Annotated in this window: 20 protein-coding genes and 1 pseudogene; 6 read left to right on the top strand and 15 right to left on the bottom strand. The window is 46.3% G+C overall.

The features are described from left to right. Positions 1-23: 23 nt before the first annotated feature. The 3 genes from LN737_RS31395 to LN737_RS31385 all read right to left on the bottom strand — a co-directional run bounded on the left by LN737_RS31395 (position 24) and on the right by LN737_RS31385 (position 2,708). Positions 24-845, bottom strand: coding sequence for a DUF5712 family protein (locus tag LN737_RS31395; protein WP_231779963.1), 822 nt, complete (start codon positions 843-845; stop codon positions 24-26). 20 nt (positions 846-865) lie between these two features. Beyond that, positions 866-1,276, bottom strand: coding sequence for a BfmA/BtgA family mobilization protein (locus tag LN737_RS31390; protein ID WP_231779962.1), 411 nt, complete (start codon positions 1,274-1,276; stop codon positions 866-868). A 232-nt stretch (positions 1,277-1,508) separates the two neighbouring features. After that, positions 1,509-2,708 (bottom strand): pyridoxal phosphate-dependent aminotransferase family protein, encoded by a 1,200-nt coding sequence (locus tag LN737_RS31385; protein ID WP_231779961.1) that lies wholly within the window; start codon positions 2,706-2,708, stop codon positions 1,509-1,511. A 434-nt stretch (positions 2,709-3,142) separates the two neighbouring features. Between LN737_RS31385 and LN737_RS31380 the strand changes: the two genes are divergently transcribed. Next, complete coding sequence (locus LN737_RS31380) at positions 3,143-3,775, top strand: hypothetical protein (RefSeq protein WP_231779960.1); 633 nt, start codon at positions 3,143-3,145, stop codon at positions 3,773-3,775. 537 nt (positions 3,776-4,312) lie between these two features. Here the strand turns inward: LN737_RS31380 and LN737_RS31375 are convergent. Continuing rightward, complete coding sequence (locus tag LN737_RS31375) at positions 4,313-6,091, bottom strand: hypothetical protein (RefSeq protein WP_231779959.1); 1,779 nt, start codon at positions 6,089-6,091, stop codon at positions 4,313-4,315. 98 nt (positions 6,092-6,189) lie between these two features. After that, positions 6,190-7,614, bottom strand: a pseudogene (locus LN737_RS31370) (IS3 family transposase). 840 nt (positions 7,615-8,454) lie between these two features. Here LN737_RS31370 and LN737_RS31365 point away from each other — a divergent pair. The 3 genes from LN737_RS31365 (at position 8,455) to LN737_RS31355 (ending at position 13,484) form a co-directional block, all read left to right on the top strand. Continuing rightward, a complete protein-coding gene (locus LN737_RS31365; protein ID WP_231779958.1) occupies positions 8,455-10,878 on the top strand; it encodes an ABC transporter permease in 2,424 nt (807 codons plus the stop codon). 225 nt (positions 10,879-11,103) lie between these two features. After that, complete coding sequence (locus LN737_RS31360; protein WP_405520617.1) at positions 11,104-13,095, top strand: ABC transporter permease; 1,992 nt, start codon at positions 11,104-11,106, stop codon at positions 13,093-13,095. Further along, a complete protein-coding gene (locus LN737_RS31355; protein ID WP_231779956.1) occupies positions 13,092-13,484 on the top strand; it encodes an ABC transporter permease in 393 nt (130 codons plus the stop codon). The genes LN737_RS31360 and LN737_RS31355 overlap by 4 nt, the downstream gene beginning before the upstream one ends. A gap of 581 nt (positions 13,485-14,065) precedes the next feature. Here LN737_RS31355 and LN737_RS31350 read toward each other — a convergent pair. The 3 genes from LN737_RS31350 to LN737_RS31340 all read right to left on the bottom strand — a co-directional run bounded on the left by LN737_RS31350 (position 14,066) and on the right by LN737_RS31340 (position 17,001). Continuing rightward, positions 14,066-14,995, bottom strand: a complete 930-nt coding sequence (locus LN737_RS31350; protein WP_231779955.1) for an NAD(P)-dependent oxidoreductase — start codon at positions 14,993-14,995, stop codon at positions 14,066-14,068. A gap of 323 nt (positions 14,996-15,318) precedes the next feature. Continuing rightward, positions 15,319-15,996 carry a recombinase family protein gene (locus tag LN737_RS31345; RefSeq protein WP_231779954.1) on the bottom strand — a complete coding sequence of 226 codons (678 nt, stop codon included), beginning with the start codon at positions 15,994-15,996 and terminating at the stop codon, positions 15,319-15,321. A gap of 192 nt (positions 15,997-16,188) precedes the next feature. Beyond that, the gene (locus LN737_RS31340; RefSeq protein WP_231779953.1) at positions 16,189-17,001 is read right to left on the bottom strand and encodes a DUF5694 domain-containing protein; all 813 of its coding nucleotides are present in this window, start codon (positions 16,999-17,001) and stop codon (positions 16,189-16,191) included. A 622-nt stretch (positions 17,002-17,623) separates the two neighbouring features. Here LN737_RS31340 and LN737_RS31335 point away from each other — a divergent pair. After that, entirely contained in the window at positions 17,624-18,481 is an 858-nt protein-coding gene (locus LN737_RS31335; protein WP_231779952.1) for a DUF5694 domain-containing protein, read from the top strand. 116 nt (positions 18,482-18,597) lie between these two features. On the opposite strand, the gene LN737_RS31330 is transcribed toward LN737_RS31335, so the two are convergent. Further along, positions 18,598-18,741, bottom strand: coding sequence for a helix-turn-helix domain-containing protein (locus LN737_RS31330; RefSeq protein WP_231779951.1), 144 nt, complete (start codon positions 18,739-18,741; stop codon positions 18,598-18,600). 523 nt (positions 18,742-19,264) lie between these two features. Then, the gene (locus tag LN737_RS31325) at positions 19,265-19,630 is read right to left on the bottom strand and encodes a helix-turn-helix domain-containing protein (RefSeq protein WP_231779950.1); all 366 of its coding nucleotides are present in this window, start codon (positions 19,628-19,630) and stop codon (positions 19,265-19,267) included. Positions 19,631-19,742: 112 nt separating this feature from the next. Here LN737_RS31325 and LN737_RS31320 point away from each other — a divergent pair, with 112 nt between their 5' ends. Next, complete coding sequence (locus LN737_RS31320; protein ID WP_231779949.1) at positions 19,743-20,375, top strand: NAD(P)-dependent oxidoreductase; 633 nt, start codon at positions 19,743-19,745, stop codon at positions 20,373-20,375. A 65-nt stretch (positions 20,376-20,440) separates the two neighbouring features. Here LN737_RS31320 and LN737_RS31315 read toward each other — a convergent pair whose 3' ends face one another. From LN737_RS31315 to LN737_RS31295, 5 genes are all read right to left on the bottom strand, one after another. Beyond that, positions 20,441-21,403: an aldehyde reductase gene (locus tag LN737_RS31315; protein WP_231779948.1), complete on the bottom strand. Its 963-nt coding sequence runs from the start codon at positions 21,401-21,403 to the stop codon at positions 20,441-20,443. Between the two features lie 14 nt (positions 21,404-21,417). Next, a complete protein-coding gene (locus tag LN737_RS31310) occupies positions 21,418-22,329 on the bottom strand; it encodes an oxidoreductase (protein ID WP_231779947.1) in 912 nt (303 codons plus the stop codon). 285 nt (positions 22,330-22,614) lie between these two features. Then, complete coding sequence (locus LN737_RS31305; protein ID WP_231779946.1) at positions 22,615-23,031, bottom strand: hypothetical protein; 417 nt, start codon at positions 23,029-23,031, stop codon at positions 22,615-22,617. Positions 23,032-23,262: 231 nt separating this feature from the next. Continuing rightward, the gene (locus tag LN737_RS31300; RefSeq protein ID WP_405520724.1) at positions 23,263-23,883 is read right to left on the bottom strand and encodes a succinate dehydrogenase; all 621 of its coding nucleotides are present in this window, start codon (positions 23,881-23,883) and stop codon (positions 23,263-23,265) included. 132 nt (positions 23,884-24,015) lie between these two features. Next, positions 24,016-25,194, bottom strand: coding sequence for an NAD(P)/FAD-dependent oxidoreductase (locus tag LN737_RS31295; RefSeq protein WP_405520612.1), 1,179 nt, complete (start codon positions 25,192-25,194; stop codon positions 24,016-24,018). Between the last annotated feature and the right edge of the window lie 42 nt (positions 25,195-25,236).

Here is a 25,236-nt window from a genome sequence, read left to right as displayed (position 1 = left end):
AAGAAGCTAATTAATACGAATCATTATAGGGATAAGTCCTCTTTTTTTCGCTGAGGAATTTGTTCTTTTTCGGCTTGCTCGCTGCGTTGATTTGATCGCTCCGAGAGGAGATAATTCGGTTGTTGCCGTAGGGCTTCCAGCCGTAACGCGATGCGTTCTTCCTGACTGCCTTTCTGCAAGGTGTTGGCATAATTGAACGTTTCGGTTAGGGGCCTCTCGTAGCCAAACTGCCGGTCAAACTGGACTTCGACGGCTTGCTTAAATTCGGTTCGGTCAAACCCTCCTTGCACGGCTCCCTGACTAGTCGCCCGGTGGTTGGTAGCAGGGCTTAGTTTTAGGGGGTGCTTTCGATCAATCTCGCCAGCCTGTTTTTTTTGTTGATACCGGCTTAAGTCTTCCGTTCGGCTGACGATGATATGCACGTGGGTTTGGGGGCCTTCCTTGGATTCACCCTCGACGCGCTGCTGTTGTTGTACGGCTTTATCGGTATGAGAGAAGGTTCGCGCTTGCTCGATCTTGGCGAACCAAACAAGGTCTGAACTCTTTATCCCCTTTCCAAACTGAGCAGCGTATTGGTCCATTGCCCCTCTGGTAAAAGACTCCAATTGGTGACGGTTATTACCCAAATGAGTTAGCTCTGATTGACTCGGGCTCAAGATGACTTGATAGTACTTATCGTCCTGTTGCCCTAAGTGCTTCCGATTCGCGTCAATGGTGGATACTACCTGCGATGCATCCATATTCCCCTTGTCATGGGTGAACCAATTGCCCTCACCTTCTTTTTCTAAGTATTGTACTAATCCAATACAGCTTCCTTTGCCTCCGTTTGTAATTTTGGCCACCATAGCAAGACTAGTGAAATAATTTAACTTGTCTTTTTCATCAAATCCTCATAGACGGCTCGAAACCGTTCCGTTTGAAATTCGGGCTTAAACGCTCCGCCAATAGTCTTAATCTGTGACTGGCGAAGTGTCTTGGGTAAGTCCTGACTGATGAGTTGGAGCAGTAATTTTAGATCGTCGCTCATAGGGCGAAGCAGCTCGTTTTCCTGCTGGCGAATAAAGGAAACTAAACGCTTATCCAGGGCTTTTAGGGCGTCCGTTGGGTTGTCCGCTTTGGGGTCCCGAGGGTCGGCCTGGGTCGCTTTGAAGTAAAAAATCATGGCCTCCAATAGGGCTTTTTTGGTCAAGCCGTAACTCCCGGCCATCCGTTCAAACTTGGCAAATAGATCCGCCGAAATCAAAATCTGCTTGTCTTTTTCCTTCGATTTTTCCATAAAACTCAGTTAAGAATCAGTTATTGTGTATTGATTGTCAGAGATTTATAAACGCAACTCAGTTAATACCTGAGTTTTTTGTGATGTTAAGTCTAGGAAACTGAGTTTAGACCTTTAATCAACCTATTGAAGATCAAATGTTTAATAATAGACCTGCTAATGAAAACTGAGCGTGGTACTGTTCCCGCTCGCTCTTTAAAATAGAGAAAACTAGTAGAGGCTTGCACCAGGTCTAGCTGTACGCTAGTTCCCTAACTAGCCCGAACGTTTGCTGTAGTTTCGCGAAGGCCTCTACCGTCTGGCTAATGTCTTGCTCCTCATGCAGGGCCGTTACGATGAGCCGAAGAATCATCGTTCCTTTGGGCACCACCGGGTACACTACCGGGCTACAAAATATACCGTAGGTATAGCGAAGTTCTCGGAGAAGGTGTGCCGCTTTTTCTTCCGAACAGGTGAGGTAAATGGGGGTGATGGGACTACAGGTATTACCAATATCATAGCCCAGCGCTTGCAAGCCTTCCTGTAGTAGCCGGGTGTTTTTCCAGAGCTTGTTTCGTCTTTCCGTCCCTTCTTGGGCCAATAACTTTAGTTTAAAAAGCACACTGGCAACGGTCAGCAAGGGCAGAGTTCGACCAAATGTTTGGGAGCGTAAATTGTACTTAAAATAGTCGATGAACTCCTTTCGTGCCGCCACAAACCCGCCGGTAGTAGCCAGCGCTTTGGCAAAGGTGCTGATATAAATATCAACTTGGGGCATCAATTCTCCCACTGACCCTCGTTCGCCAAAGCTCATAAACCCATGGGCATCGTCTACCAGCAAAGTAAAATCATAAGTCTGTTTTAGGGTAAGAATTTCGGTTAGGTTGGCCGTATCCCCTCGCATACTGAACACCCCATCCACCAAAACCAAGACTTCACTCCCGGGTTGAACTTTAGACAGGAGCCTTTCCAGTTGATGAATGTCATTGTGTTTGTAAGAGAACTTGGGCCCCTGATGCAGCCGTACGCCATCGATCAAACTGGCATGGACTTGTTGATCGTAGATGATGGTATCATGCCGATCTACTAAACTGTCTACGACGGACAATATACCTTGGTAGCCGAAGTTGAGCAGTAAAACATCCTTATCAAGTAGCTGACTAATTTCCGCTTCCAACTGTTCGTGATAGTGGGTATTGCCAGTCAAAAGTCGTGACCCAGCGGGATAGCCAGCCCCGTATTTTTTGACAAGCTCGGTCTCCGCCTGAATAACGGTTTCATCGGATTGCAGCCCCAAATAATCATTAAAACTCCAGACAATGACCTCCCGGCCTTTGAAGATCATGCGGCTCTTTAATGGCCCTTCGAGTTTGGGATAAATGTATTCGCTTTGGTATTGGCTATACGCACTTAGGCCTCGGTTTTTACGGGTAATTTTTTCGAGTAAACTCATAAATCGTTGAGATAAAGAAGTCCACCTTGGCCCGTTCTAAGGGGGGCTCAGTAGTGGATTTATACTAACTGACTCAATGTCAGCGCTGACTAGGTTTTGTTAATAAAGATTACACTTTCCTATACTCTAAATTACGAAAAGTTGATTAAACGGTAGCTAAATGCACCAAAACTAGTTTTATAGTTTGAAGACTGTAGCTTTTGGTAGTAGGCCAATCAGTAATTCACTGACTGCTTGAATAGGGTGGGGGAGTCGGTGTCCTGAGCCGCCTCAAAATGATCGATGAGCTGCATACCCGAATGTCTGAATGTTTTCAGAAGGGGATGGCTTTACGGGCCAATATGAACTCAGAAGTCAAAAAGCGTTACGATGCTATTAGTCAACCCCGCAACGAAATGATTTTATACGGACCAAAAAAATAGGGGGAAAGGGAAATGAAACGTTTTGCGAATCGACTTGTCGCTGTGCTTGGTGTCGTACTCGTAGTTTGGGTCTGTGGACCTAAAAAGGAGCCTGAACCGGCTTTACCCGGTTACCTGCGCATACCTGCGTCACTAAAAGGCTACGAAGGATCAGGGCTTATTACAGTTAGCGGAGATATAGACGTAAGGGCAGAAGGTCCAGAGGACTTGGATGCCTTTCTAAACACCTATTCCGGTGTAGGGGGTTACGTAATCAAAGACGCGATTAACGCTCAGTTCACGGTTGGTCAGCCAGCAGAATATGCCAAGACGTATACTGTGCCGGCACAATATCAAGCCAATGGTCAACTGCTCACCAAGAACGCACTTCAGCCGGGCAGCTATCCCATGGGTTTCCAGTCGCAGCCAACGCCCACCGGCGCGCAAGCGGATCTGATCCTGAATCTGCCCGGCCCTCAACTCTACAATGCCAAACAGGGTGCGCTAACGATAGCGGAGTCTAGGCTGATCAAAACAGAAGGCCCCGATAATTTATACCGTATTCAGGGAACCTTCCAAACCACCCTGTTCGGTACGGGTATTGGCACGGTATCCTCAAAAGAGTATACGGTCACCGGCACCTTTGATTTGCTGCTTGTCGACTAATCTTATTTCCATTTTCCTATGGTTCCAACGTTTCTTCAGAAGCGCTCCAAACGCAGTTTTACGTCTCGTCTTCTACTGTCAGTTGTGGTAGGCCTCCTTTTGACCGGACTTAGTTTAATGGCGATGATCGTTGTCCTAACGAATCGAACGTTATTTGGGGGAACGAAGCTCTGCCTGCTTACGCTGTTCATGATGAGCATGCTCCCTTGTTGGGCACTGATCGGGAGGCTGAACAGAAAACACCCCTAACCAGGAGGGCCAACGCGGGTTAGGCATTAGCATCGCTTTGCCCGGACCAGTACTAGTCCGGGCTTTTTTAGTGTCTTGACGTACGAATAAACCGAGGTTTTTCTGAACGGCGGCTGGGTAGGAGGGAAGTGGCAGAAAACCTCTCTTTTGGCGTTCAATAAACCCGTTCACTTTAATGGTTCAGTAATTTTCGCTGCGTTGAGGTTTTATTGAACGAGTAATATTAAAAGATGATCTAAAAACAATGTAATCTTGAGCTCACCTACGTTCGATATTTGGCTTCTTATCCTAAGTCTTTTTGATATTTCGATCCATTAATGCTAGAAATTGTTCCTGACTAAGTCCAGTCACGCCAAGCTCTCGATTTAACCCATTTTCTAGCTGTTTGCAAACGTCGGCTATAGCGTTCTTTTTCTTCAATATGGAAGATGAGTCCGCCTGCTTCAAGTAATTCCTTAATTCGTTGGGCCAATCGAGGTGCTCCTCTGCCATCTCGGTTCCTAGTTGAATCAATTGCTTGTTCTCTAAATTTTGTGTGATCATTTCGAGTTCGTTGTTCAGCTTGCTCAAACTCCGTTTCAAGTCGTTTTTCTTCGAGCTCAACATCTGTTCTGAGGCTAATTTCTTTTTTTGAAACTCTCGTTCAAGTTCGTCCTCTGTTCGCTTATAGATTGCAGAAAGGGTTGTTCGTCTAGACTCAATTGCTGCTGTTTCATCTTCTGAATTTGCAATTTGCTGCTCAATGTCTGCAATTTGTCGTTCAATATTTGCTGTTTGCTGGCTAAGTTGTTCTCTTCTTTTTTGACCTGACCATCCTCGTGTTCCAAACTCCTTAATACGTTTCTCAAGTGATGCGACTTCTCCCTCAACCCCTTCAAGGAATCTTGCCCAGCGTTGAATATAGTCCTCTTCTCGTCTGGCCATTCGGTCTCCCTTTTCGCTAAGCTCGCTTTTCTTTGATTGATATCGTCGGCCCAAGTCCGCTTCATATTGTTCAGCTTGTTGACGTAGGTTTCTTTTGAGTCCGAAAGTTCTGAGTCCAAGGCCGCTAAGCTCGTTGTTAATTGTAGTTTGCTCGTTTTCAATTGATCGGAAACTGTCTGCAAATTCAGCTCGAATCGTTTCCTCGTATGTTGCTTGAAGTCGTTGCAATCGTTGTCTATATCGTTCTGAATTTGCCGTAACTCTCGACTCTTCCTCTCTAAGGAATTCTTCAACTGTTCGATATGATTCGCTTGCCAGACACTTTTCAAACGCTCGTACAAGTCCCCCAATTTGCGTTGCTCGGCATCGGTAAGTTTCTTCATAAAACTCGTGAGGGAGTTCATCAATTGATGATACTGATCTCGAAGATTGATTGGAAACTGGTACGTAGTTGGTTGTCGCTTGCTCATAATTGTAGGCCCAATGTGTATGCTGGATGGAGGAAAATGCCTGTTCAATAATCTCGGGTAATGCCTTGGGGATGTTGACTGAAACAGTATTGAGACCAAGACATTTCAGCTTAAAACGCTTCTCATCATTTATTTTGTGAGTTACCACTATTTCAATCAGCAGAATTGGTTTTCCTTCATCATTGAAAAAGGTAACATCAGGTTGTATAAGGAAATACCGTTGAGGAGACTCATACCATTCCGAGCTAGGGCAATATTTGATCTCACCCTCCTCATTCTCAAAAAACACGTATTCTATTTCAACTCTGTCTGCTTGTATAATTTCAGCATCTCGAATTTTCAACGGACGGCCCTCACCTTCTATTTGACTCGTAACAAAGACAGCTGGAACCTTTATTTGCTTAATCCGTTGCAAGATTGCTTTAGCTACTTGATGACGATAGGTTTCGTTCGAGAATGTACATTGGCCTCTATGTTCAACGTCTTTGGGATCGTGTCCGAAATAATGCCTGCGGTCAAATTTCCCCTGGTTGTATGCAATCATTTCTTGTCCACAACCAATGCAGACGTAACCCTTCTTACCACTCTCAGCTTGGTCAATATGGATTACTCGTCGTTCTCCATAATGGGTATTATAAGCAAAAGAATTGTTCTCGTTTAAATCATCTAGCATGGTATTCGGCAATGTGCGACGACTTTTAATCAGCGACCCTTTACTGTATATCGTCAACCGAAAGTGGACAGATGCGGGTGAAAAGAGAAGAGACGGTTTTAAGCACTTTGAACTCGCTGAAAAATATGACTTTTCCGCCGTTGGGCCATTGTTAGCTGCTTGATTTTTTGCCGTTCGGCTACGATTTGCTCTTGGCGGCCCCAGTACGCATCGGCGGGACGTACATTATCCAGCGATTCATGATAGCGTTGGTGATTATAATAATCGACCCACTCGGTTAAGCGATGCCTCAATTCATCCGGACTGTAGTAGTGCTCCAACAACAGCACATTTTTCATCGACCGGTGATACCGCTCTATTTTGCCTTGCGTCATGGGGTGAAAGGGCGCACTGCGAATATGCTCAATACTTTCCCCTTTCAAATACTCCTTCAGATACCGAGACACATAGGCGGAGCCGTTGTCCGACAACATACGAGGACGCTGATCAGCCGTTAAGCTACTGGCTTTTAGAGCCGCTTGCACGGTTTTCTCTACGTCCGTTGCTTGCATACCGGGGCACAGTTCCCACGCTAAAATATAACGCGAGTAGTCATCCAGCACTGTCGAGAGGTAATACCAACCCCAGTTCCTGATCTTAAAGTATGTGAAGTCTGTTTGCCAGAGCTGGTTTGGAGCCGTAGTAGGATTAAAGAACTCATCAGCCGCTTCCATCAATCGGTAGGCTGGGGTCGTAATTAAACCCCGGCTTTTCAGGATACGATAAACTGTAGACTCGGACACAAACCAGCCCTCATTGTCAACAATATAACAGGCTAGTTCACGACAAGATAGATCAGGGCGTTCGAAAGCTAACTCCATCACGCGCCCCTTTTCAGTGGGCGGTAACTGGTTCCAGGCACTGGTGCGACGATAAGTTGGATCAGCCAAGCCATCAAAGCCGTCACTTAAATAGCGTTTGTACCGCACCGGCGGCCCGGCACTCATAAAAGGTAGATCGATTGATACCTAACTCACGAAGGGTGGCTTTGACACTTAAAGATGACTGCTCGACCAGGGTAATGATTTCCATTTTCTCCGATTGGGTCATACGATGGTAGCGGTTAGTCGTCGGCTCTAAGGTTTTTTTTTAACAACCGGTTCTCCAGGCTCAATTCGGCCACCAGTTGTTTGAGGGCTTCATTCTCGGACTTGATGGATTGGACTTCGGGCGCGGTGGCTTCTCGTGTGGTATCACCAGCCAATCGCTTTTTACCAGCTTCGAGAAATTCCTTACTGCTTCGGCAGTCCGATCCAACGGTAGTAAATATTGGTATTGAGCCCTTCTCGCCGACAGATTTCAGCAACTGATTGTTCGCCTTGCAGGCCTTCCAAGACGATGCGAATTTTTTCTTCAGCCGTGTATTGGCGTCGGGTCTGTCGCTGGATGTCTTTAATGATAGATAGCGCGGGTTTGCGCTCAGAGGAAGTGGCTTGAGTCGTTTTAGAACGGCTAGGAGGAGATTTTTTGGTTGAATTGGACATAACCAAGGTGATTTTGGTGAAACAATTTACTGAATTGTCTCTTACCCGTTTCACCCCTTTTGTCCACTTTCATTTGACGACGTACACTAGCTGAAGGGCCAGATTTTGATCTTGCGTAGAGACGCGGGCATAACCTAACTTCATGACGTACTAGTGTCTATCTCACGTCCTTGACGTGAATGTGAGAAATCTATTGTCGATCAAGGAAGCAGGTTGTTGCTATTGAAGGTACAGAATTATCAGTTTATAAGGCTAAAAAAATGATCCCTCTAAGTTTTTTAGAAAGAGGATCACCTATGGCTGACCTGATGGATTAATCATCATTCACGACTGAAACCGTTCACGAAAAGGTTATCTTAAGTGAACGACACTACGAAAAGTACAATATATCCAATTAGTAAAGGCAACGATTGCTTTTAACCAATTTAAGGATATAGTCCTATTTTTCATAATGGTTTATAGGCAATAACATAGCGACACCCGCGTGTACACGGTTTGTGTCAGTTTAGCGCTCATAACACCGGTTTATTTTCATTCATCCTCATTGTAGAACAGGCCTATACCTTTTTGTATAGGTAAGTAAACAAGTAAGAATCGATTCCTCAATTTCCTGAACCGGAATCATTCAGTAGCCATATCTTTTTGCAGCCCAAAATAGCAGACAGAGGCTACTTTATCGGAATCCTTCTGGCCTTAATATCGGACGTTGTCTGCCCAGAATTGTCCGAAATCGTACAGCTAGTTGTTCCCATATCGTCTTTAGTCAAGCTCTGGAAGGGGTATAGCAACATGGTATGATAGTTGAGTCATATAGGCAGACGCAATAATTCATCGACCTATATGCTACGCAACTACCTGAAAATAGCCTGGCGGAACCTGGTTCGTCACAAGGGCTACACCTTCATCAACGTTTTCGGCTTAGCCATTGGGCTGGCCTGTTGTCTGGTTATTTTTCTGTATGTACAGGATGAGCTGCGGTTCGACCGATTTCATGCCAGGGCCAGCCAAATTTATCGCATTATCAACCACCGGAGTTCGGAAGGGGTGCAGATGGTCATGGCCCGGACTCCACCCGCCTATGGCCCCACGCTGACAACCAGCTTTCCGGAGGTTCAGCAGAGTGTACGCCTGTTTGAGTTTGGCAGCAATGAGCTGGTGGCCTACCGCGACAGGAAGTTCTTTGAATCAAACATCCTGCTGGCTGACTCTACGTTCTTTGCTTTGTTTTCCTTTCCCCTTACCCGTGGCGATGCGGCCCAGGTGCTTCGCTCCCCCGATGCGATTGTGCTCTCGGAGACGATGGCCCGCAAATACTTCGGCAGTCAGGATCCCCTGGGTAAGTCATTGACCATTGATGGCACCTACAAATTTCGGGTGACGGGTGTTATGAAGGATGTACCCGTCTCATCGCACCTGAAGGCCAGTTTCGTGGGCTCGTTTAGCGCCTTGCGGGATATAGTCGGCTTGGAACGGCTCAAAAGCTGGGGCTGGCAACAGTTTTATACCTACATCACCCTGGCCGAAGGCAGCGACCCCGCGCAGGTAAACGCCAAACTACCCGCGTTTCTGGCCCAACACGCGCCCGGTGAGGTAGCCCAGCGTAACGCGCGGGATAATTATCAACTGCAAGCACTCACGGATGTTCATCTGCGCTCTTCGGACGTGGAGTATGATATCGCCCAGAAGGGTGATATTCAGTACATTTATGCCTTTTCGCTAGTGGCCGTCTTCACGCTGCTGATTGCCTGTTTCAACTTCATGAACCTCAGTACAGCCCGTTCGGCCCGCCGGGCCAAGGAAGTGGGTATGCGCAAAGCGGTGGGTGCCCAACGCGCGCAACTCATCGGGCAGTTTCTGGGTGAGTCGCTGCTGCAAACGAGTATGGCGCTGGGGCTAGCCCTCTTGCTGACCGGGCTGGTGCTGCCCACGCTGAACGACTGGACGGGTAAATCGCTGTCATTTACGGCTATGCTAACCATCCCGTTTGGGCTGAGTTTACTCGCGGCGGTGGCTCTGGTTGGCTTATTGGCGGGTAGTTACCCCGCTTTTTTTCTGTCAGGCTTCAAGCCGCTCAATGTGCTGAAGGGAGCGGTGAAAGGCGTAGCATCCGGAGCGCTTCTACGCCGGAATCTGGTGGTGGTTCAGTTTGCCGTATCCATTATGCTGATCATCGGCGCAGGCATCGTTTTTCACCAGATTCGCTACATCCAGACCAAGAACCTGGGCTTTTCGAAAGAACAGCTGGTGTTATTGCCCATTCGGACCAAAGCTATGCGCCAGACGATCGAAACCATCAAAGCCGAACTTTCCCAGAACCCCTCGATCGTGGGCGCCACGGCCTGTTACGGGGTGCCGGGTGGCCGCTTTGCGGGCGATGGGATCAATGTGCCGGGCCGTACGGAGCCGTTTTCGACTAATATGTTTCTGGTCGATGAAGACTATATTCCGACGATGGGCATGACGATGGTGGCCGGTCGTAATTTTTCCAAAGGCTATGGTACCGATGCGGGGGAAGGGTTTGTGCTGAACGAAACGGCCGTTCGGGAACTGGGCTGGGGCACCCCCGTCAAGGCCATTGGTCGATCCATCAACTGGCGGCAGTGGGAACCCCCTACCCCCGCCGATTCGATCAAGCGGGGCAAAGTCATTGGCGTGGTGAAAGACTTTAATTACAAGACCATCCACCAGAAAATCGAGCCGATGGTCTTGCAGATCGTTCCCGCCGAATATTCGCACCTGGTGGTTCGTATCCGACCTGGGGCCACAACGACCGCTCTGGGTGTATTGGGCGAGAAATGGCGGGACGTTGCCAGTGAATGGCCCTTCGAGTACACCTTTCTGGATGAGCAATTTGCTGACCAATACCGATCAGAACAGATTTTTGGGAAGGTATTCGGCCTGTTCACCTTCCTGTCCCTCTTCATTACCTGTTTGGGTCTCTTTGGGCTGGCCGCCTTTACGGCTGAACAGAGGACTAAAGAGATTGGCGTTCGTAAGGTGCTAGGGGCTAGTGTTACGAGCATCGTCGCTTTATTGGCCAACGATTTCCTTCAACTGGTGCTCATTGCCCTCCTGATTGCTTCGCCCATCGCCTGGTATGCCATGAGCCATTGGTTAGCCGGATTCGCTTACCGGGTAGCGATCCACTGGTGGATGTTTGCCGGGGCCGGTTTGCTGGCCCTTGGTATTGCCTTTTTAACGGTCTTCTTCCAAAGTGTAAAGGCTGCCTTGACCAATCCCGTTAACAGCTTACGAAGCGACTAAGGCGTACTTAAAAACGGCGTGAACGCCTACTGACCGGGCTGCCTGGCGTCAATGGAGGAGCCTCATGGATCCCATTAGAGTGGTTATTAGGCGGTCAATCGTCCTGTCAGTGGCCACCTAGTCTCCTGGACGGGTAACTAAACGGATGGCTCAGGTTCGCCCTGGCGATCCAACATCGTTTGAAACGGCTTTTTTATCATCCTGTTTGGCTAACTCAATCCCCTTATGTTTCGAAATTTTTTTAAGACGGCTTACCGAAAGCTATACCGACATAAATTCTTTACCGTACTAAGCGTCATGGGCCTGGCTCTTGGCATGTCCATCAGTTTATTGTTCGTGGCGCTGCTAACTTTTCTGTACCGATTTGACGATTTCCATCCCCACAAAGACCGGATCTATCGGATCACCACGCAACTACTGGATAAAAAAGAAAATCCCCGGTATGCCTCCGCGCCGATGGGGCTGGCCCAAAAACTAAAGACTGAATTGGCCGGCGTCGAAAAAGTGGTCCGGATACACAGTTCCTTTGGCGGGGAGGCCAGCTACCAGGAAAAGAAGATTCGCCTGAGGGGCTATTTTGCCGATCCTGCGTTTTTTGACGTGTTTAGTTTCCCCTTTCAGCAAGGCAATCCGGCCACCGCCCTCACTAAACCCAATGCCCTGGTTCTCACCCAAACCCAAGCCATCAAACTGTTCGGTAGCGCGGATGTGATGGGGAAAGTCATCACCCTGGAACCGTATGGCGATTTGGTGGTTACCGGTATCTTGAACGATGTCCCCCTCAATTCACACCTGCAGTTTGAGGCCATCGCCTCCTATGCCACCTTACTGTCGTATAAAGGGGCTTCGTTTCTGGAGGATAACCAGGGGTGGCAATCGTTTGCTAATTCATACGTGTACGTGCGTCTTATTAACGACTATGAGCCCGCTGGGATTGAGGGGTATCTGAATGAACTAGCTAAACAGCGCTATACCAACCCGACCCGTCAAGCATCGTTTCAGCTTCAGCCACTGACTAAAATCGTACCCGGTCCTCAATTAGTTGATTCGTTAGGGACCACCTATGATTTTCTGCTCCTGTTGGTGGTTGGCTCGCTGTCGCTGATGATACTCCTGCCCGCCTGTTCAAACTATGCCCATCTGTCGATCGCCCAATCCCTGGAGCGCATGAAGGAAATTGGGATCAGAAAGGTGCTGGGCGGACAACGAAAGCAGATCTTTTTTCAGTTCATTACCGAATCAATTCTCCTGGTGGGATTGGCCCTGTTGCTTTCCTACGTCATTTTTGATGTATTGCGACGCGATTTCATTTATCAAATGATCGAAACCGGGCCCCTGGATCTATCCCCAACCTGGGCCACCTACCTGGGTTTTGTGTTATTGGCCCTGGGGGTTGGTTTTGCCGCTGGTGTTGTTCCCGCGCTTTATTTCGCCAGGCTTACGCCCATCAAGGCCTTGACCGGCAAAGACCTAACGGCAAGCCGTGGCTCGATCTTCCGGAAGCTGATGTTAACCAGTCAGTTTATGCTCTCGCTGGGTTTTATTATGGCGGTTGTCATTATGATGCGGCAGTATCAGTACGCACTCCAGTATGATTTAGGGTTTGAGCAACAGAATGCCCTTGATGTTGACCTGCAGCACATCGATCCGCAGCGTTTCAAAAATGAGTTTGGTCAGTTATCCGCCGTCAAGCGAATTTCACTGTCCTCCCATATTTTAGGCATTGAATCAGCCCCGGAACAATCCATCAAAACGTCCGCTCAGGGCGATTCGATCCAGGCCTCCTCCATGTCCATTGATGAGGCGTTTATTTCAAACCTGAAATTAACGTTACTGGCCGGGAGAGATTTTGGCCGGAATGCCTCCGAGAACGCACGCTTGATTCTGGTCAATGAAGAGTTTGTCAAAACGTTAAACCTGAAGAATCCGTCGGCGGCGATTAATCGATCCGTCTTCTTGGCGGATGGCCGGGAGGTGCGCATCGCTGGGGTCTTGAAGAATTTTCATTATGCGGGTCTTAAAAGCCCGATCCGAAGTTTCTTTTTTGATTATAATCCTGCCCGATTTACCTACGCTACGCTGAAACTTGAGTCAAGTTCAGTGCTGAGTGAGCTCACCAAGATGGAATCGCTCTGGAAAAAGACCGGGGTAGCGGCAAATTCACGGCCCAGCTTTACGCCGATGAGCTTAAAGAAGCCTACCGTTTTTACACCGTGATTATTAAGCTATGGGGCTTTTTGGGGTTTTTAGCAATTACGGTTTCCTGCCTGGGTTTGCTCGGCACGGTGTCGTTCACCGTTCAGAAACGGGTCAAAGAAATAAGCATTCGAAAGGTGCTGGGTGCCACCTCAGAAAGTCTGGTCGTAATGTTGTCAAAGGAATTTGTCTGGCTCCTGGTCATTGCCAGCCTGGTTACCCTTCCAATAATATATTTGTTGTTTAATCAACTGCTGATCAGCGTTCAGTATTACCGACTCGAAATTGGGTGGCTGGAAATGGTGGTGAGTCTTTTAATCATAATGGGTTTAGGCTTGTCGACGATTCTATCCCAAACGCTGAAAGCGGCCAATGCAAACCCCGTTGATAATTTAAGTGTATCGTCCTAACTCAGATTCAAAGGTCAATTTTATAGACTTGGGGCTATCAGGTCTTGCCAGTTCGGTGTGGCCAGCCACTAATTTCTTAAAAGGAATTCAGTGGCTGGCCAAATTGTATCTCCAAACAGATTCAGCCTTGATTTGTACAATTTGGAAAGTAGTCCTTTTGATATCAAAAGCTTGATAATTGCTAAAAAAAATACAATATTTTAAATGAATTCTTTGTTTACGAAAACGCTTGGCCAAATGGACGCTATTTGTTGAGTGGAGAAATAGTATGACTGTTGTTTTTAGTGCCTGAAAGCGTTCACGAAATGCTTGCCTTTTATGGGCGGTCACTATGAAAAAGAAAAAATTTTTGAGAAGGGGAGGAGAGCTATCCTTATAGCTGCCCTAGCGGTAAAATACCATTTTACTGCAGATTTAGAATGGCTATTGGCTACTCGTATGCTCTAGGATTGAGCTGAGGCGGCCGGTCCCGCAATCGGAGTGATTTACCGTGCCGGAGCGGGACCGCTGGACTGATAGTAAAATCAGATCTGATAAAAGAATAGCGAATGGGCTAACTGGGAATAGTCTAACTTAGTTTTCTAAGAAGTTGTCTGATTCAGCTTGCTCAAAACGGCTGGAATACCTTTTTCGAACGAACTATACTGGGGTTGCCACTTTAAGTCCCCTTTGGCTTTGGCATTACTGACCCGGAACGAGCTGGTCAGCGATTTCACTAAAGGACCACCAATCAGTAAGCCAATCAACCAAGCCGGAAGGCTACCCACCGACTTGACCCCTTGGGCGGAAGTAATCAAATCGACTAGTTGACGCAGGCGGATAGGCTTATTATCGACAATGTTATAGACCTCCCCGTACCGGCCATGAGTCAAAGCCAACCCGTAGGCGCTGGCTAAATCGTCCACCTGAATGGGACTCCAGTAGTTTTGTCCCTTGCCAAACACCCGAAGTTGGCCTTTTTTCAGGGTGTCATAGAACGACGTTTTGAATAGGCCACCGGGTCCATACACGAAGCCAGGGCTAAGCACAAGTACTTTTAGGCGCTCTTTTTGGTGTAACTCCATTAGTTGAGTGACTACCCGGGCATGGCCTTCCCCTAAAGGAGAAGGGGTAGCTGGTGTGCGCTCATCGATCCACTCAGTGCCGTGATCACCATAATTAAAACAACCACTGGTATAGATTAATACTTTATCATGCTCCATACAGACTTTGGCTAACGCCAGCGTCATGGCTTCATCGGCTTGATTAATCTTATCCTTGGTAGCCCTGGTGAATCGTCCGCTCACCCCCAATTGAGCGGTTTGAATAACGGCATCAACGGTGGGCACAATGGGTAGATAGGTTTGAGGTGAGGTCATGTAGCCCATCTGGATACTCATGCCTAGCTGGGTAAGGTGGGCGGCTTTCAGCGGATCGCGAATCAGACCAACCACCTGATGACCTTGTCTGAGCAATTCTTTAACGACGGCCGCCCCGACAAATCCGGTGGCCCCTGTGACAAACACGTGCATGATGGCTAGTTTAGTTAGTAGACCCCGATTCGACGGTCTCATCCGTAGCCCAGCCTTTCATGAGCGTGGGTAAGCGAATGGGTGCTCCTTAAGAGCATCCTGTTGTATGGTTTTGTTTAATAAATGGGCCAACAGTCGTGTGGTCTTGCTCTCGTTTACTGGATACTACAACAGATTGTTTCCTGTAGATTTCCGTAAAAGCAGGAGGTGTAATCTCAGTAATGTGGCATTTGAGTAATGAAATTTAACCAATTACCTCAGCCCTGTTCATTGCTTTCGTGCCACTACAGGATCAGCCCTTTCCGTTCAGAAAAACGCTCCAATTAGTTGAAAAGTGCAATAATTCGTTGCACCTGTACGGCTTGAAATTGCTTGCCCCTACGGGTACGAAATCCATGTTCATTCAACGTAGCCGCGATACCACTCCAGCTCTCCCCCGCCCCACGCAGTGACCGGGCGAACGCAGCTGCCCGTCGATTGTTCTCATGCTCGCGGGCATTTTGCTGCCGAATCGCTAATCCCTTTTGTGTGGCCTCTGCAGTGAGATTTTCAGGCTTGCCCAATATATAGCCCGCTCGTTTTTTTTCGCCCAACGCTTTCCGAGTCCGATCACCAATAACTTCCCGCTCGTGCTGGGCCATGGTGGCCATGACGCCAATGGTGAGCGTATTGGCTTCGGGCATATCGGCACAAACGAACTCGGCCCCCGAATCCCGCAACGTAAAAATAAATGCCACGTTACGTGTTAACCGGTCAAGTTTGGCAATGAGTAATATTCCTCCCTTCTCCTTGCAAAGCGCGATGGCTTTGAGCAATTCAGGCCGGTTGTTTTTCTTGCCTGATTCAATGTCGGTGAACTCGGCCACAATCTCTCCCCTATTAAATATATAGGAACTGACGCTGGTGCGTTGAGCCGAGAGCCCGAGACCACTGGCCCCTTGACGTTGGGTCGACACCCGAAAGTAAGCGACATACTTTTTGTGTCCAAAAAAATGTTCCACGGCACAAATTCTAAGGTTATTCTGTAAAGATAGGGTTATTTTACATTTTCTAAACGGACGTTTAGAAAATGTAAAATAGACTGGAACAGCTTTGCCATGTGCGTTGTTAAAACGTTGATCGCATTAATAAGCCTAACTCACCAGCTAGTTTATAATCTTGGTCATGTTTTTAGTGTTGACCAAATCGATTGGCTAGTGGAGTACCTCCCCGACATCGGTTAACCGAAGGGCGGAGTTGTACTTCATTAACTCCGCCAGGACTGCCGTGTGCGAGGAGCCAAATAAGACAACAATCCGCTTTTCGTTGCCTGTCAACTGCTTGAGGATATTGGCATAGATAACCATATTTCGTCGCCACCATTCACTGGCCAGATAGGCCCCCACATGATTGCTCAGCTTGCCCGCGCCAAGGCAATACAGATAAAAGGCTAGATTGTCTTTTCTAGATTTCGGCGTGTTGTCCAGCTTAAGCATCTCCCCAATGGTATACTTTGACAGATTTGCGTTGAAGGCCTGTTCAACCTGTACTATCTTGGTTTGAATGGTTTGTTGCATTTCCTGCTGACCCGAAGCGGTCAGTACCTTGATCAGGCTGTCGTAAGGGAAGTCGGCCTGTCGGTAGTCGGCGGCATAGAGGTGTGGGTGGCCCAAGGTTTTGGCCAGGGGAAAGGCCAACTGGTAGATTTCGTTGGCTTTCAAGGCGAACTTGCCTTGTTGATACAGGCGAAAGAGCGAATCCCATTGGGCTTGCTGAGCCGGTTCGGCTTCAATGTAAATCTTATCGGGTTTGTAGGCGATGAGCTGATTGACGACCTGTTTGACTTCTTGCTGGCGTTTGGTCGAGAGAATATTGGCATTCTCAAACTTGGCGACATCGAGTCCAGGATTTTCGAAGTGAAAGGTGCCTAATAAAAGTACCTCGACAGGTTTTGGCTGCGACTTCGTTATTGTCGAGGAGAGCAACGCGAGCCCTAGTGTGATGAGCGGATAAATCGACCTATGCATTATAATAGGATGAGTGACTGGTTACTTTAGATAAATGAGGAAGATCCACCAAATTAGCTGGTATCTACAAGACTGAGTAAAAAACTAAACTCAATCGTTAAAATAGCCACATCAACCGTCCACCAGGCTAGATTAGTTGTATCTTAAACGTTTTTCTGTGGTGAAGAGCGTTGAATACGCCATCAATCGGCGGAGGTCTCAATGAAGACAAGTGTTTGTATCATGTTCACGGTGAGCGTTGCGAAAATGTTACAACGACGTAAAAGCACTCATTTAGTCTATGAACGTTACTTACTGAGTGTAGGGGTTGAACCTATATTTTGACCATCGGTTAATCCCACGTTCGCCCTTTGCCTCCACTTCTTGAAACCGGCGTCAGTTCGAAAAATATGGGGGCACACCATCTTAATCCTGGCCACGATCATAAACCATCAACAACTCATTTCGAAAATCATCAGCATTCTTTACCGATCTAATAGTAGTTTTGACGATTACTTGCTACTTATTCGATCACTACTAAATTTTACAAGTAAAAACGGACCATCCATGCCTATATATTGGGGTCGTGGAAGGGCATCAATTAGCAAGGTCCTTGCCATTGCTCAGTAGCTTATCTTCTTGGATGAACCTCAACCTTAGCTTTTTCTACTTAGTAGTCACGCTCATTCTTCAATTTTCTGCCAACGCCCAAAAAGCGCAGATCATGATTGTGGGGTCAGACCATCTGACCCAACTTTATAAAAGTGACATGCCCAATACGGATGTTCTACTCGCCAAACAACAAGAGCAGATGAAGGGCTTTACCCAGCTACTGATCCCTTACCAGCCAGACCTGATCATGGTGGAGGTGTTGCCCGGGGAACAGCCCCGGTTGGATAGCTTATACACCCTTTACCGTCACGATAAGTTAAAACTTGATCAGCTTGAGGACGGCCGCAGTGAAGTCTATCAACTTGCTTTCAGGCTGGCCAAACAACTAGGGCTATCAAAAGTCCACGGCGTCAATGCCCCCGGTGGCACGTCGCAAGCCATTCTAGATAATGGCGATAATATTAGTTTGTATAAAGATGAGGGAATCGCATTGCGAAAAACGGTGCTTGCTCAAGTGAAATTATTACAGGAAGGCTCCCTGTCGATTATCAATTATTTACGGTTTATCAATCAGCCCCAGACCTACAACAAAGTCCACCATCTGCGCTACATCACCCCGGCCAGGGTCAGAAACGGAACCTTTAAAAACCCGGATGCGATGGTGGATACGGCGTTTATCAATCCGAGCTACATTGGAGCCGAGCTCATCTCAGTGTTCAAAAACAGAGACTATAAAGTCTACTCGAACATCGTCACCACGCAACTGAGGACCAAGGCCAAACGGGCGTTGCTGTTAATCGGAGCTGCTCACATCGGCTCGCTGCAAAGCATTTTTCGGGACGATACCGATTATAAGCTAGTCGACACAACTACCTATCTAGGAAAGTGAGTGTACTTAGTCGGGGAAGGACAGACGTCTGCTTCCAGTCATTAATCTGATTGATGCTTCTAACTATTTATTAAGGTTCGTTTAATAAATGTTAAATAGCCAACACCTACATTTTTCTACGCTGTGGTAGTTGGGTTTTGAACTGAAGAGTCGAATTCAACCCCTCGTTGACGCAGATACTTATATAATGTTGTTTTAGAGATGTGTAACTCGCGTGCGATCTGCTTTACAGAATACTTGTTTTCATTGTACCAATGCAAGCTTTCTGCTCAGAAGCTTTAGATAGCCCTTTACGACGGCCTAAGAGTTGACCTCGTCGCCGGGCGGTAGCAACTTCATGGAAAAAGTAACTGTATCACGTTGCTTTCGTGAGATATAAGAAATCTAGCTTCGTTGCATCAAGTAGTTTGTAAGAGCTGAAATTACAGATTTATTTGGTATCTAATGCTCTTCATTTAGAGCCCTTTAAAAAAAGTCGTTTCGGTCCTATGCACCACACAAGATCGATCAAGTAGCGTTTGTGTTGAAAATTGTTAACGAAAAGTTGCCATTTCCGGAAATCCTATGGAAAGTACAATTTGTAAATGGATAGGACAACGAAACTCTTTAAGTTCAATTAATGGTAAAATACTATTTTTTACAAGCCTTTTTAACTATAAAGATACTCTCCCGTTTAGAGGATTATTCGCGTTCAACTTGTAGTAAAGAATAGCTAAATCGTTTTATTTCGGGATGCTTTTTTGGGAATCGCTTTTCGAATTAATGTTGAAAACTCACCTCGAATTAGCCTATAATCGTTTTTCTGTGAAACAGACCCCACTCTTTTAATGAAGTAATAACACTTGCCAGTGATCGGCTATAATCGGTTAGTGTATAGTCAACCCTGGGAGGAAAGGTATCATATACAGTTCGTAGAATCAGGTTATTGGACTCCAGATCCTTTAATTCTTGGGAGAGCTTTTTGTCTGTAATTGGGGTTAACTCTCTCGAAATCTGTTTAAACCGCTTAGGGCCACTGGCCAAGGTAATCAAAATAGGTAGTTTCCACTGACCATTAAGTACTTCCAGGGCATCACGTACTGGAAGTAATGCATCGGTGCATTCCTGTTGAAGTGTAGTTTCTAGGTGGGAATTTTTGCTGACTTCCATGGGTAATCTTTACTAGCTGAATCGATAGCGCTTTCTGAAAAGATAGTATTGTAAATGTGGTGATAAAGATAAATAGGTTTGCAACTTCATTAATTTAACTGACTCACTTAGTATGAACGTAACCATTTTCGGTGCGACTGGTGCCACGGGAAAAATTGCCATAAAAAAGGCCTTGGAAAAAGGTTATCGTGTAACGGCTTATGTAAGGAATAGATCTAAAATGGATATCGTAGATCCACGATTAAGGGTCATTGAAGGCGATTTAAGTAATGAACGAGCAATTGAGCAGGCCCTTGAAAAAGCCGACGCTGTTTTGAGTTTTCTGGGACCAAAAGGTAAAGTTACAGACAACACCCTGAGTGATGGAGTAGGTAATATTGTTAGGCTTATGGAAAAGCAACAGGTCAAACGATTAGTTGCTTTAGGTACCCGCAATATCGAAGTAAAGGAAGATGGTCCCGATTTCAGATTCTGGATTATGGTCAATCTATTAAAGATAGTTGCCAGAGGTACTTATCAGGAAGTCATCAATATGGGCCTCCATATTCAGCAGTCTACCCTTGATTGGACGATTGTCCGAATACCCTGGCTCACAAATAAGCCCGCAACTAGAAAACTTAATGTTGGCTATTTCGGAGAAAACCAAAGTCTAACACTTAGCCGAGAAGACATGGCCCATTTTTTCATCGATCAGATAAGCGATCGGCACTATATTCAGAAGGCTCCGGCATTGAGTAACATTTAATATCATACACACCCTGAACTAATTTGACAATACCTGTCCAGGGTATACTAGGATTCTTAAAGTCATTAAGTTGACTTGACATCGAATAGGCTTTCCACGGTGGCTAAAATAGCCTCTTCCTTGGTTCTGGGTTGCCAACCTAATACAGTTTTAGCTTTGTCATTGGAAAGTGTAATGTATGACACATTCGGGTTGGTTAGGATTGATACCGATTGGGCAATTCCACCTTTTTGTGCTTTAAGCAGTTGGGCAATATCGTAGAAAGTCATTACCCCGTCGGAAGTAGCCAAAAACCGTTCACCTTTTGCTTCTGGATTAAGCATGGCCTTGATATGAATATCGGCTACATCGCGCACATCCACTACACCAAATGAAAAAGCCGGGCTTTCGGTGATGGTGCCATTGATAATTCCGCTAACGATATCTACAGAAGCCGATGAAATAGACCCAATAACGGGCCCAAAAATGCCCACCGGATTAATAACGGTCAACTCCATCGTACCGCCTTCTGCTTCCATAAATTGCCAGGCTGCTTTTTCGGCGACAGTTTTGGATTTGATGTATGCCATAATCGGTGCCTTTTCATCGGTCCAATCAGCTTCGGTAAAGACATGATTGCTCGGCTCTCTACCATAACCTATGGCGGCAAAAGAAGAGGTAAGCACGACTCGCTCTACGCTGGCCTCTTTAGCAGCTCTCAATACCCGTAAAGCTCCATCACGGGCAGGAATGATGAGATCATTCTCATCTTTGGGTTCCTGGGCAGGAAATGGTGAGGCAATGTGCAGCACATAGTTGCAATGGGCAACGGCCTCTGCCCAGCCTGCGTCTGCTGTTAACTCGGCTTCGTAGAAAGACAGATTGGTAAAGTCAATTATACCTGCTTCATTGAGTGCCCGGATGATGGTGTCTTTCTTAGACAAAGAGCGAAGGGTGGTCTTGACGATATAGCCTTGCTGTAGAAGTTGCAGAATGGTGTGTATGCCCACAAACCCGGTTCCACCGGTTACCAAAACTGTTGCATTCATGATTATAGCCTTTGTTAAACGGGAAAGTTGATTTGGGTTATTGATTCGGCATAATCCCAGAGTTGTTTGGCTAAAGCTTTATCATTCATGGCCGGGGTAGAATGGTTCGAGCGTGCCGGATAACCCGCGTATTCTTTATCGCCATTGGGTCCGTAAAATTCACCGCCTTTGACGGAGGCATCCGTGGCGGCAAAAAGGGTTGGCAGAGCGCCTTGCCAGGGTTCCATCACGTCGTCAAACTGAGCAAACATACCCGATAATTCCTCGCTGGGAATATGCCTTTGCAAGTCGGTGCGGGTAACACCGGGATGTGCCGCGACAGAAAGTATAGTACTTTGGATAACCTTTAATCGCCTGTCTAATTCGTAGGTAAATAAAATGTCGGCCAGTTTGCTAACGGCATATTCGCGCCATGGCTCGTAGGGCTGCTCTAATTTCAAGTTAGTGAAGTCGATACCTGATGCACGCGTTGCGGCTCCACTGGAAAGGGTGACTACCCTTGCCTTCGGCGTATTTTTCAATAAAGGAAACAGATGCCCTGTCAGGGCAAAATGGCCCATGAAATTCACGCCGAATTGCATTTCAAATCCGTCGTCCGTTTTGGTGGGGGGCGGTATCATTACACCAGCATTATTTACAAGGATATCCAGGTGCTGATGATGACGTTTATAGTTTTCGGCGAACTCTTTCACCTGATGGAGGCTAGCCAGATTGAGAAGGCCTGTTTCCAGAGTGCCTGTTCCGAATGAACCCTGCCTGATTTGTTCTATGGCAGTTTTTGCTTTCTGAGCATCCCGAACTGCGATGGTCACATTGGCTCCTGCTTCATAAAAGGCTTTGGCCGTCTGATAGCCGATACCGGTGTTGGCCCCGGTTATAATTGCTGTTTTCCCTGATAAATCAGGCATGTTTTCTGTTGTCCACATATATACTGATTGTATTTCAGTTGCAAAATTCTAGCAAAGTTGCGGATGGAACATTGCTGTGAGGGTCAATTTTTGTTTGTTGTAAAGGTCAGCTCTTTAAAAAATTTAGTATTGTGTAGATACTCGATCTGAAGTTACCAGCAGGCCATTTTTTGATCTGGTGTACAGGGTGCTGGTGGCCTGCGTACTGTTGTCGTTGACGAAAGCATTATTTTCTATACGTCATTAACCAAGAGACCAAAATGAGCTAGCCAGCCTAAACAGTAGCCTTTAATTTTTTAGGTATCAAAATATACGGGCAGGTCTCATAGAGGTCCAAAACAGAATTAAACCGGGTATAAAAGCAACCAGGAACAGGGAAGAAATGCCTAAAAATCGATCCAAAGCGGTCGGAAACATGTGCATATGGGCCGCATGATAGACAAAGTGGGGCGTGCTAAAAACCAGATTTGAATAAGCCATTAAGCGCACGGTCTTTATGTCACTGTCGAGGATAGCAAAAACAGATAAAGAAGTTAAGCCACAAAAGAAAGCGCCAACATCTCGAATAAGGTGTTCATTATAAGGTCCGTAAATGTCTATCCAATGAAATCCGAAACCGGGGAAGCTAGTATGAAATTCATGGGGGAAGAATAAGGCCCATATGCCAGAAACTCCGTTGATGACTAATAAAAAGTAATTCGATGCTTGTACTTTATTCATAATTGTGATTTTAGATGTAAAAGTTGGTCGTTACTGTATTTAGCTTAAGATGAAAGCCTCGTCCTGTGAATTTTGGTCTGAATTGAAATTATGTACTGGGCCAGTATTTAAAATTTACTATTGGTATTGTTAGCGAGCCAGAGTGTATATGGTCTGTTTTACAGCCATTTATGGTTTACTAGGCAAGCATCTGGTTTTAAGCCTTTTGAAGCCCTTGGGTTGCTCACCAATCTACCGGATGAGGTTTAAGTAAATAGAAACAGGCATCAACGCTAGTAGAAGCGGGATTACGACCGAAAAGGAAACGCCTATAAAGGAGATTACGCCAGTATACTTGACATGACTCAACCCTAACGACTGAAACGAACTTCTAAACCCATGTAATAAATGCCAGAACAATGAAAAACAGCCAAACAAATAGATAAATACTTCGACTGGATTATGGAACTTGGACAGCATCATCTCATAGAGCGGTAGCTCTTCTCCATACAAAAACTGATTCGTTCGATTGGGAATCCAGAAATTCCGGGTATGAATTACGAGAAAGAGGAGGATAAGCGTACCTAGAAGGGTCATACTTCGACTGTACCAGCTACTATTGCTTGATTGTTTGTTCACATAATACCGTACAGGGCGAGCATTCTTGTTTTGCTTCCATAACAATAACCCCTGAATGATATGGAGGATAAAGACTGCGACCAAGACGACTTCAATCGTACGTATAATCAGGTTCGTTGCCATAAAATGAGCCCAATGCGTAAACAGTTTGCCGCCATCATTGAAAAAGATCATGGCATTTATCGAAGTATGGACAATTAAGAAGCTAATTAAAAATAGCCCAGAGGTTGCCATAACAATTTGCTTCCCGATAGAGCTAGTTAAAAACGAGGTGAACCAATTCATGTTTAGTGGATGAAATTGAGGGAATAATTAACTCTGGGTTTCCTGACGAATATGTATATACGTAGTTTGGAAAAGCCAAGCTTATATGGTCGAGGAAATGGGCTTATCCAGTGAAACCTTTTTCTCCCGATTTTCAGACCGAAAGATCATTCGAAGCATCTGATCAGACGTTATATAGGCAACGATCCAATTATAGAGCGTTTTAACTTTGTTATTGTAGTTAACTAGCGAGATAAGGTGAATAAATAACCAGCTTAACAATCCAAGCAGGCCACCAAAGTGCACTTTGTGTTTGAAGAGGTCTGCGAGGGCAGTCTTTCGACCAATAATGGCCATATCGCCACGATCAAAGTAAATAAACGGCGTCGGGGACTGATTGCGCTGAATGCGAATCAGGTTTCGGGCTAGATGCTTTCCCTGCTGCATAGCAGGCTGGGCTAATTGCGGATGCCCATTTGGGTAAGCATTGTCGCCAAACTGAATGCTAATATCCCCAATGGCGTAAATGTTTGAATAGCCCTCTACCCGATTAAAGGAGTCAGTGATGAGACGATTGGTATTTCTGCTGTTGTTTTGATGCAAACCTGGAAATGAATTGGCCGTAACCCCAGCTGCCCAGATCAGGGTTCGGGCTTTTATACTGCTTCCATCTGAAAGTTGCACCGTATCATTCTCAAAACTAACCACCCTTGTGTTCAGTTTGATATGTACCTGTTCCTGGCGTAGGGCGCGAAACGCATCTTTATGCGATTGATCACTCATGGGGGCGAGCAGGTTAGGCGATCCTTCAATCAGATAAATTTCGGCAGCCGCATTTTTTAACGTCGGATAGTCCTCTCCCAATATATACCGCTTGAATTCGGCGAGCATACCCGCCAATTCCACTCCCGTCGGCCCACCGCCTGCCAGGACTATCGTTAATAGCACTTTACGCTTATCATGGTCACTCTCCAGAGAAGCCTGCTCAAACGTTTTGATTAATTCATTACGCATAAACAGGGCGTCATCAATTCCTTTTAGACTGAATGCATTCGCCTGAATATTCGCATTCCCAAAGTAATTGGTTTTTGACCCAGCCGCCAGTACTAGAATATCATAGCTAATTTCGGAATGGTCGCTAAGAACCAGGCTGTTGTTTTCTGGATTAATCTGCGCTAACGCTGCCATTCGATAGGCAACATTTTTGTGGTGGAACAGCTTCCGGAATGGGTAACTGATGCTGGATGGTTCCAGGAAACCAGTAGCAACCTGATATAACAAGGGGTAAAGTAATTATAGTTGTTTTTATCAATCAGCGTGATG

Origin of the sequence: Spirosoma sp. KNUC1025 (genome assembly GCF_045160025.1) — a bacterium.
In the GTDB taxonomy this organism is placed as follows: domain Bacteria; phylum Bacteroidota; class Bacteroidia; order Cytophagales; family Spirosomataceae; genus Spirosoma.
This window is presented reverse-complemented; position numbering and strand designations above follow the sequence as displayed.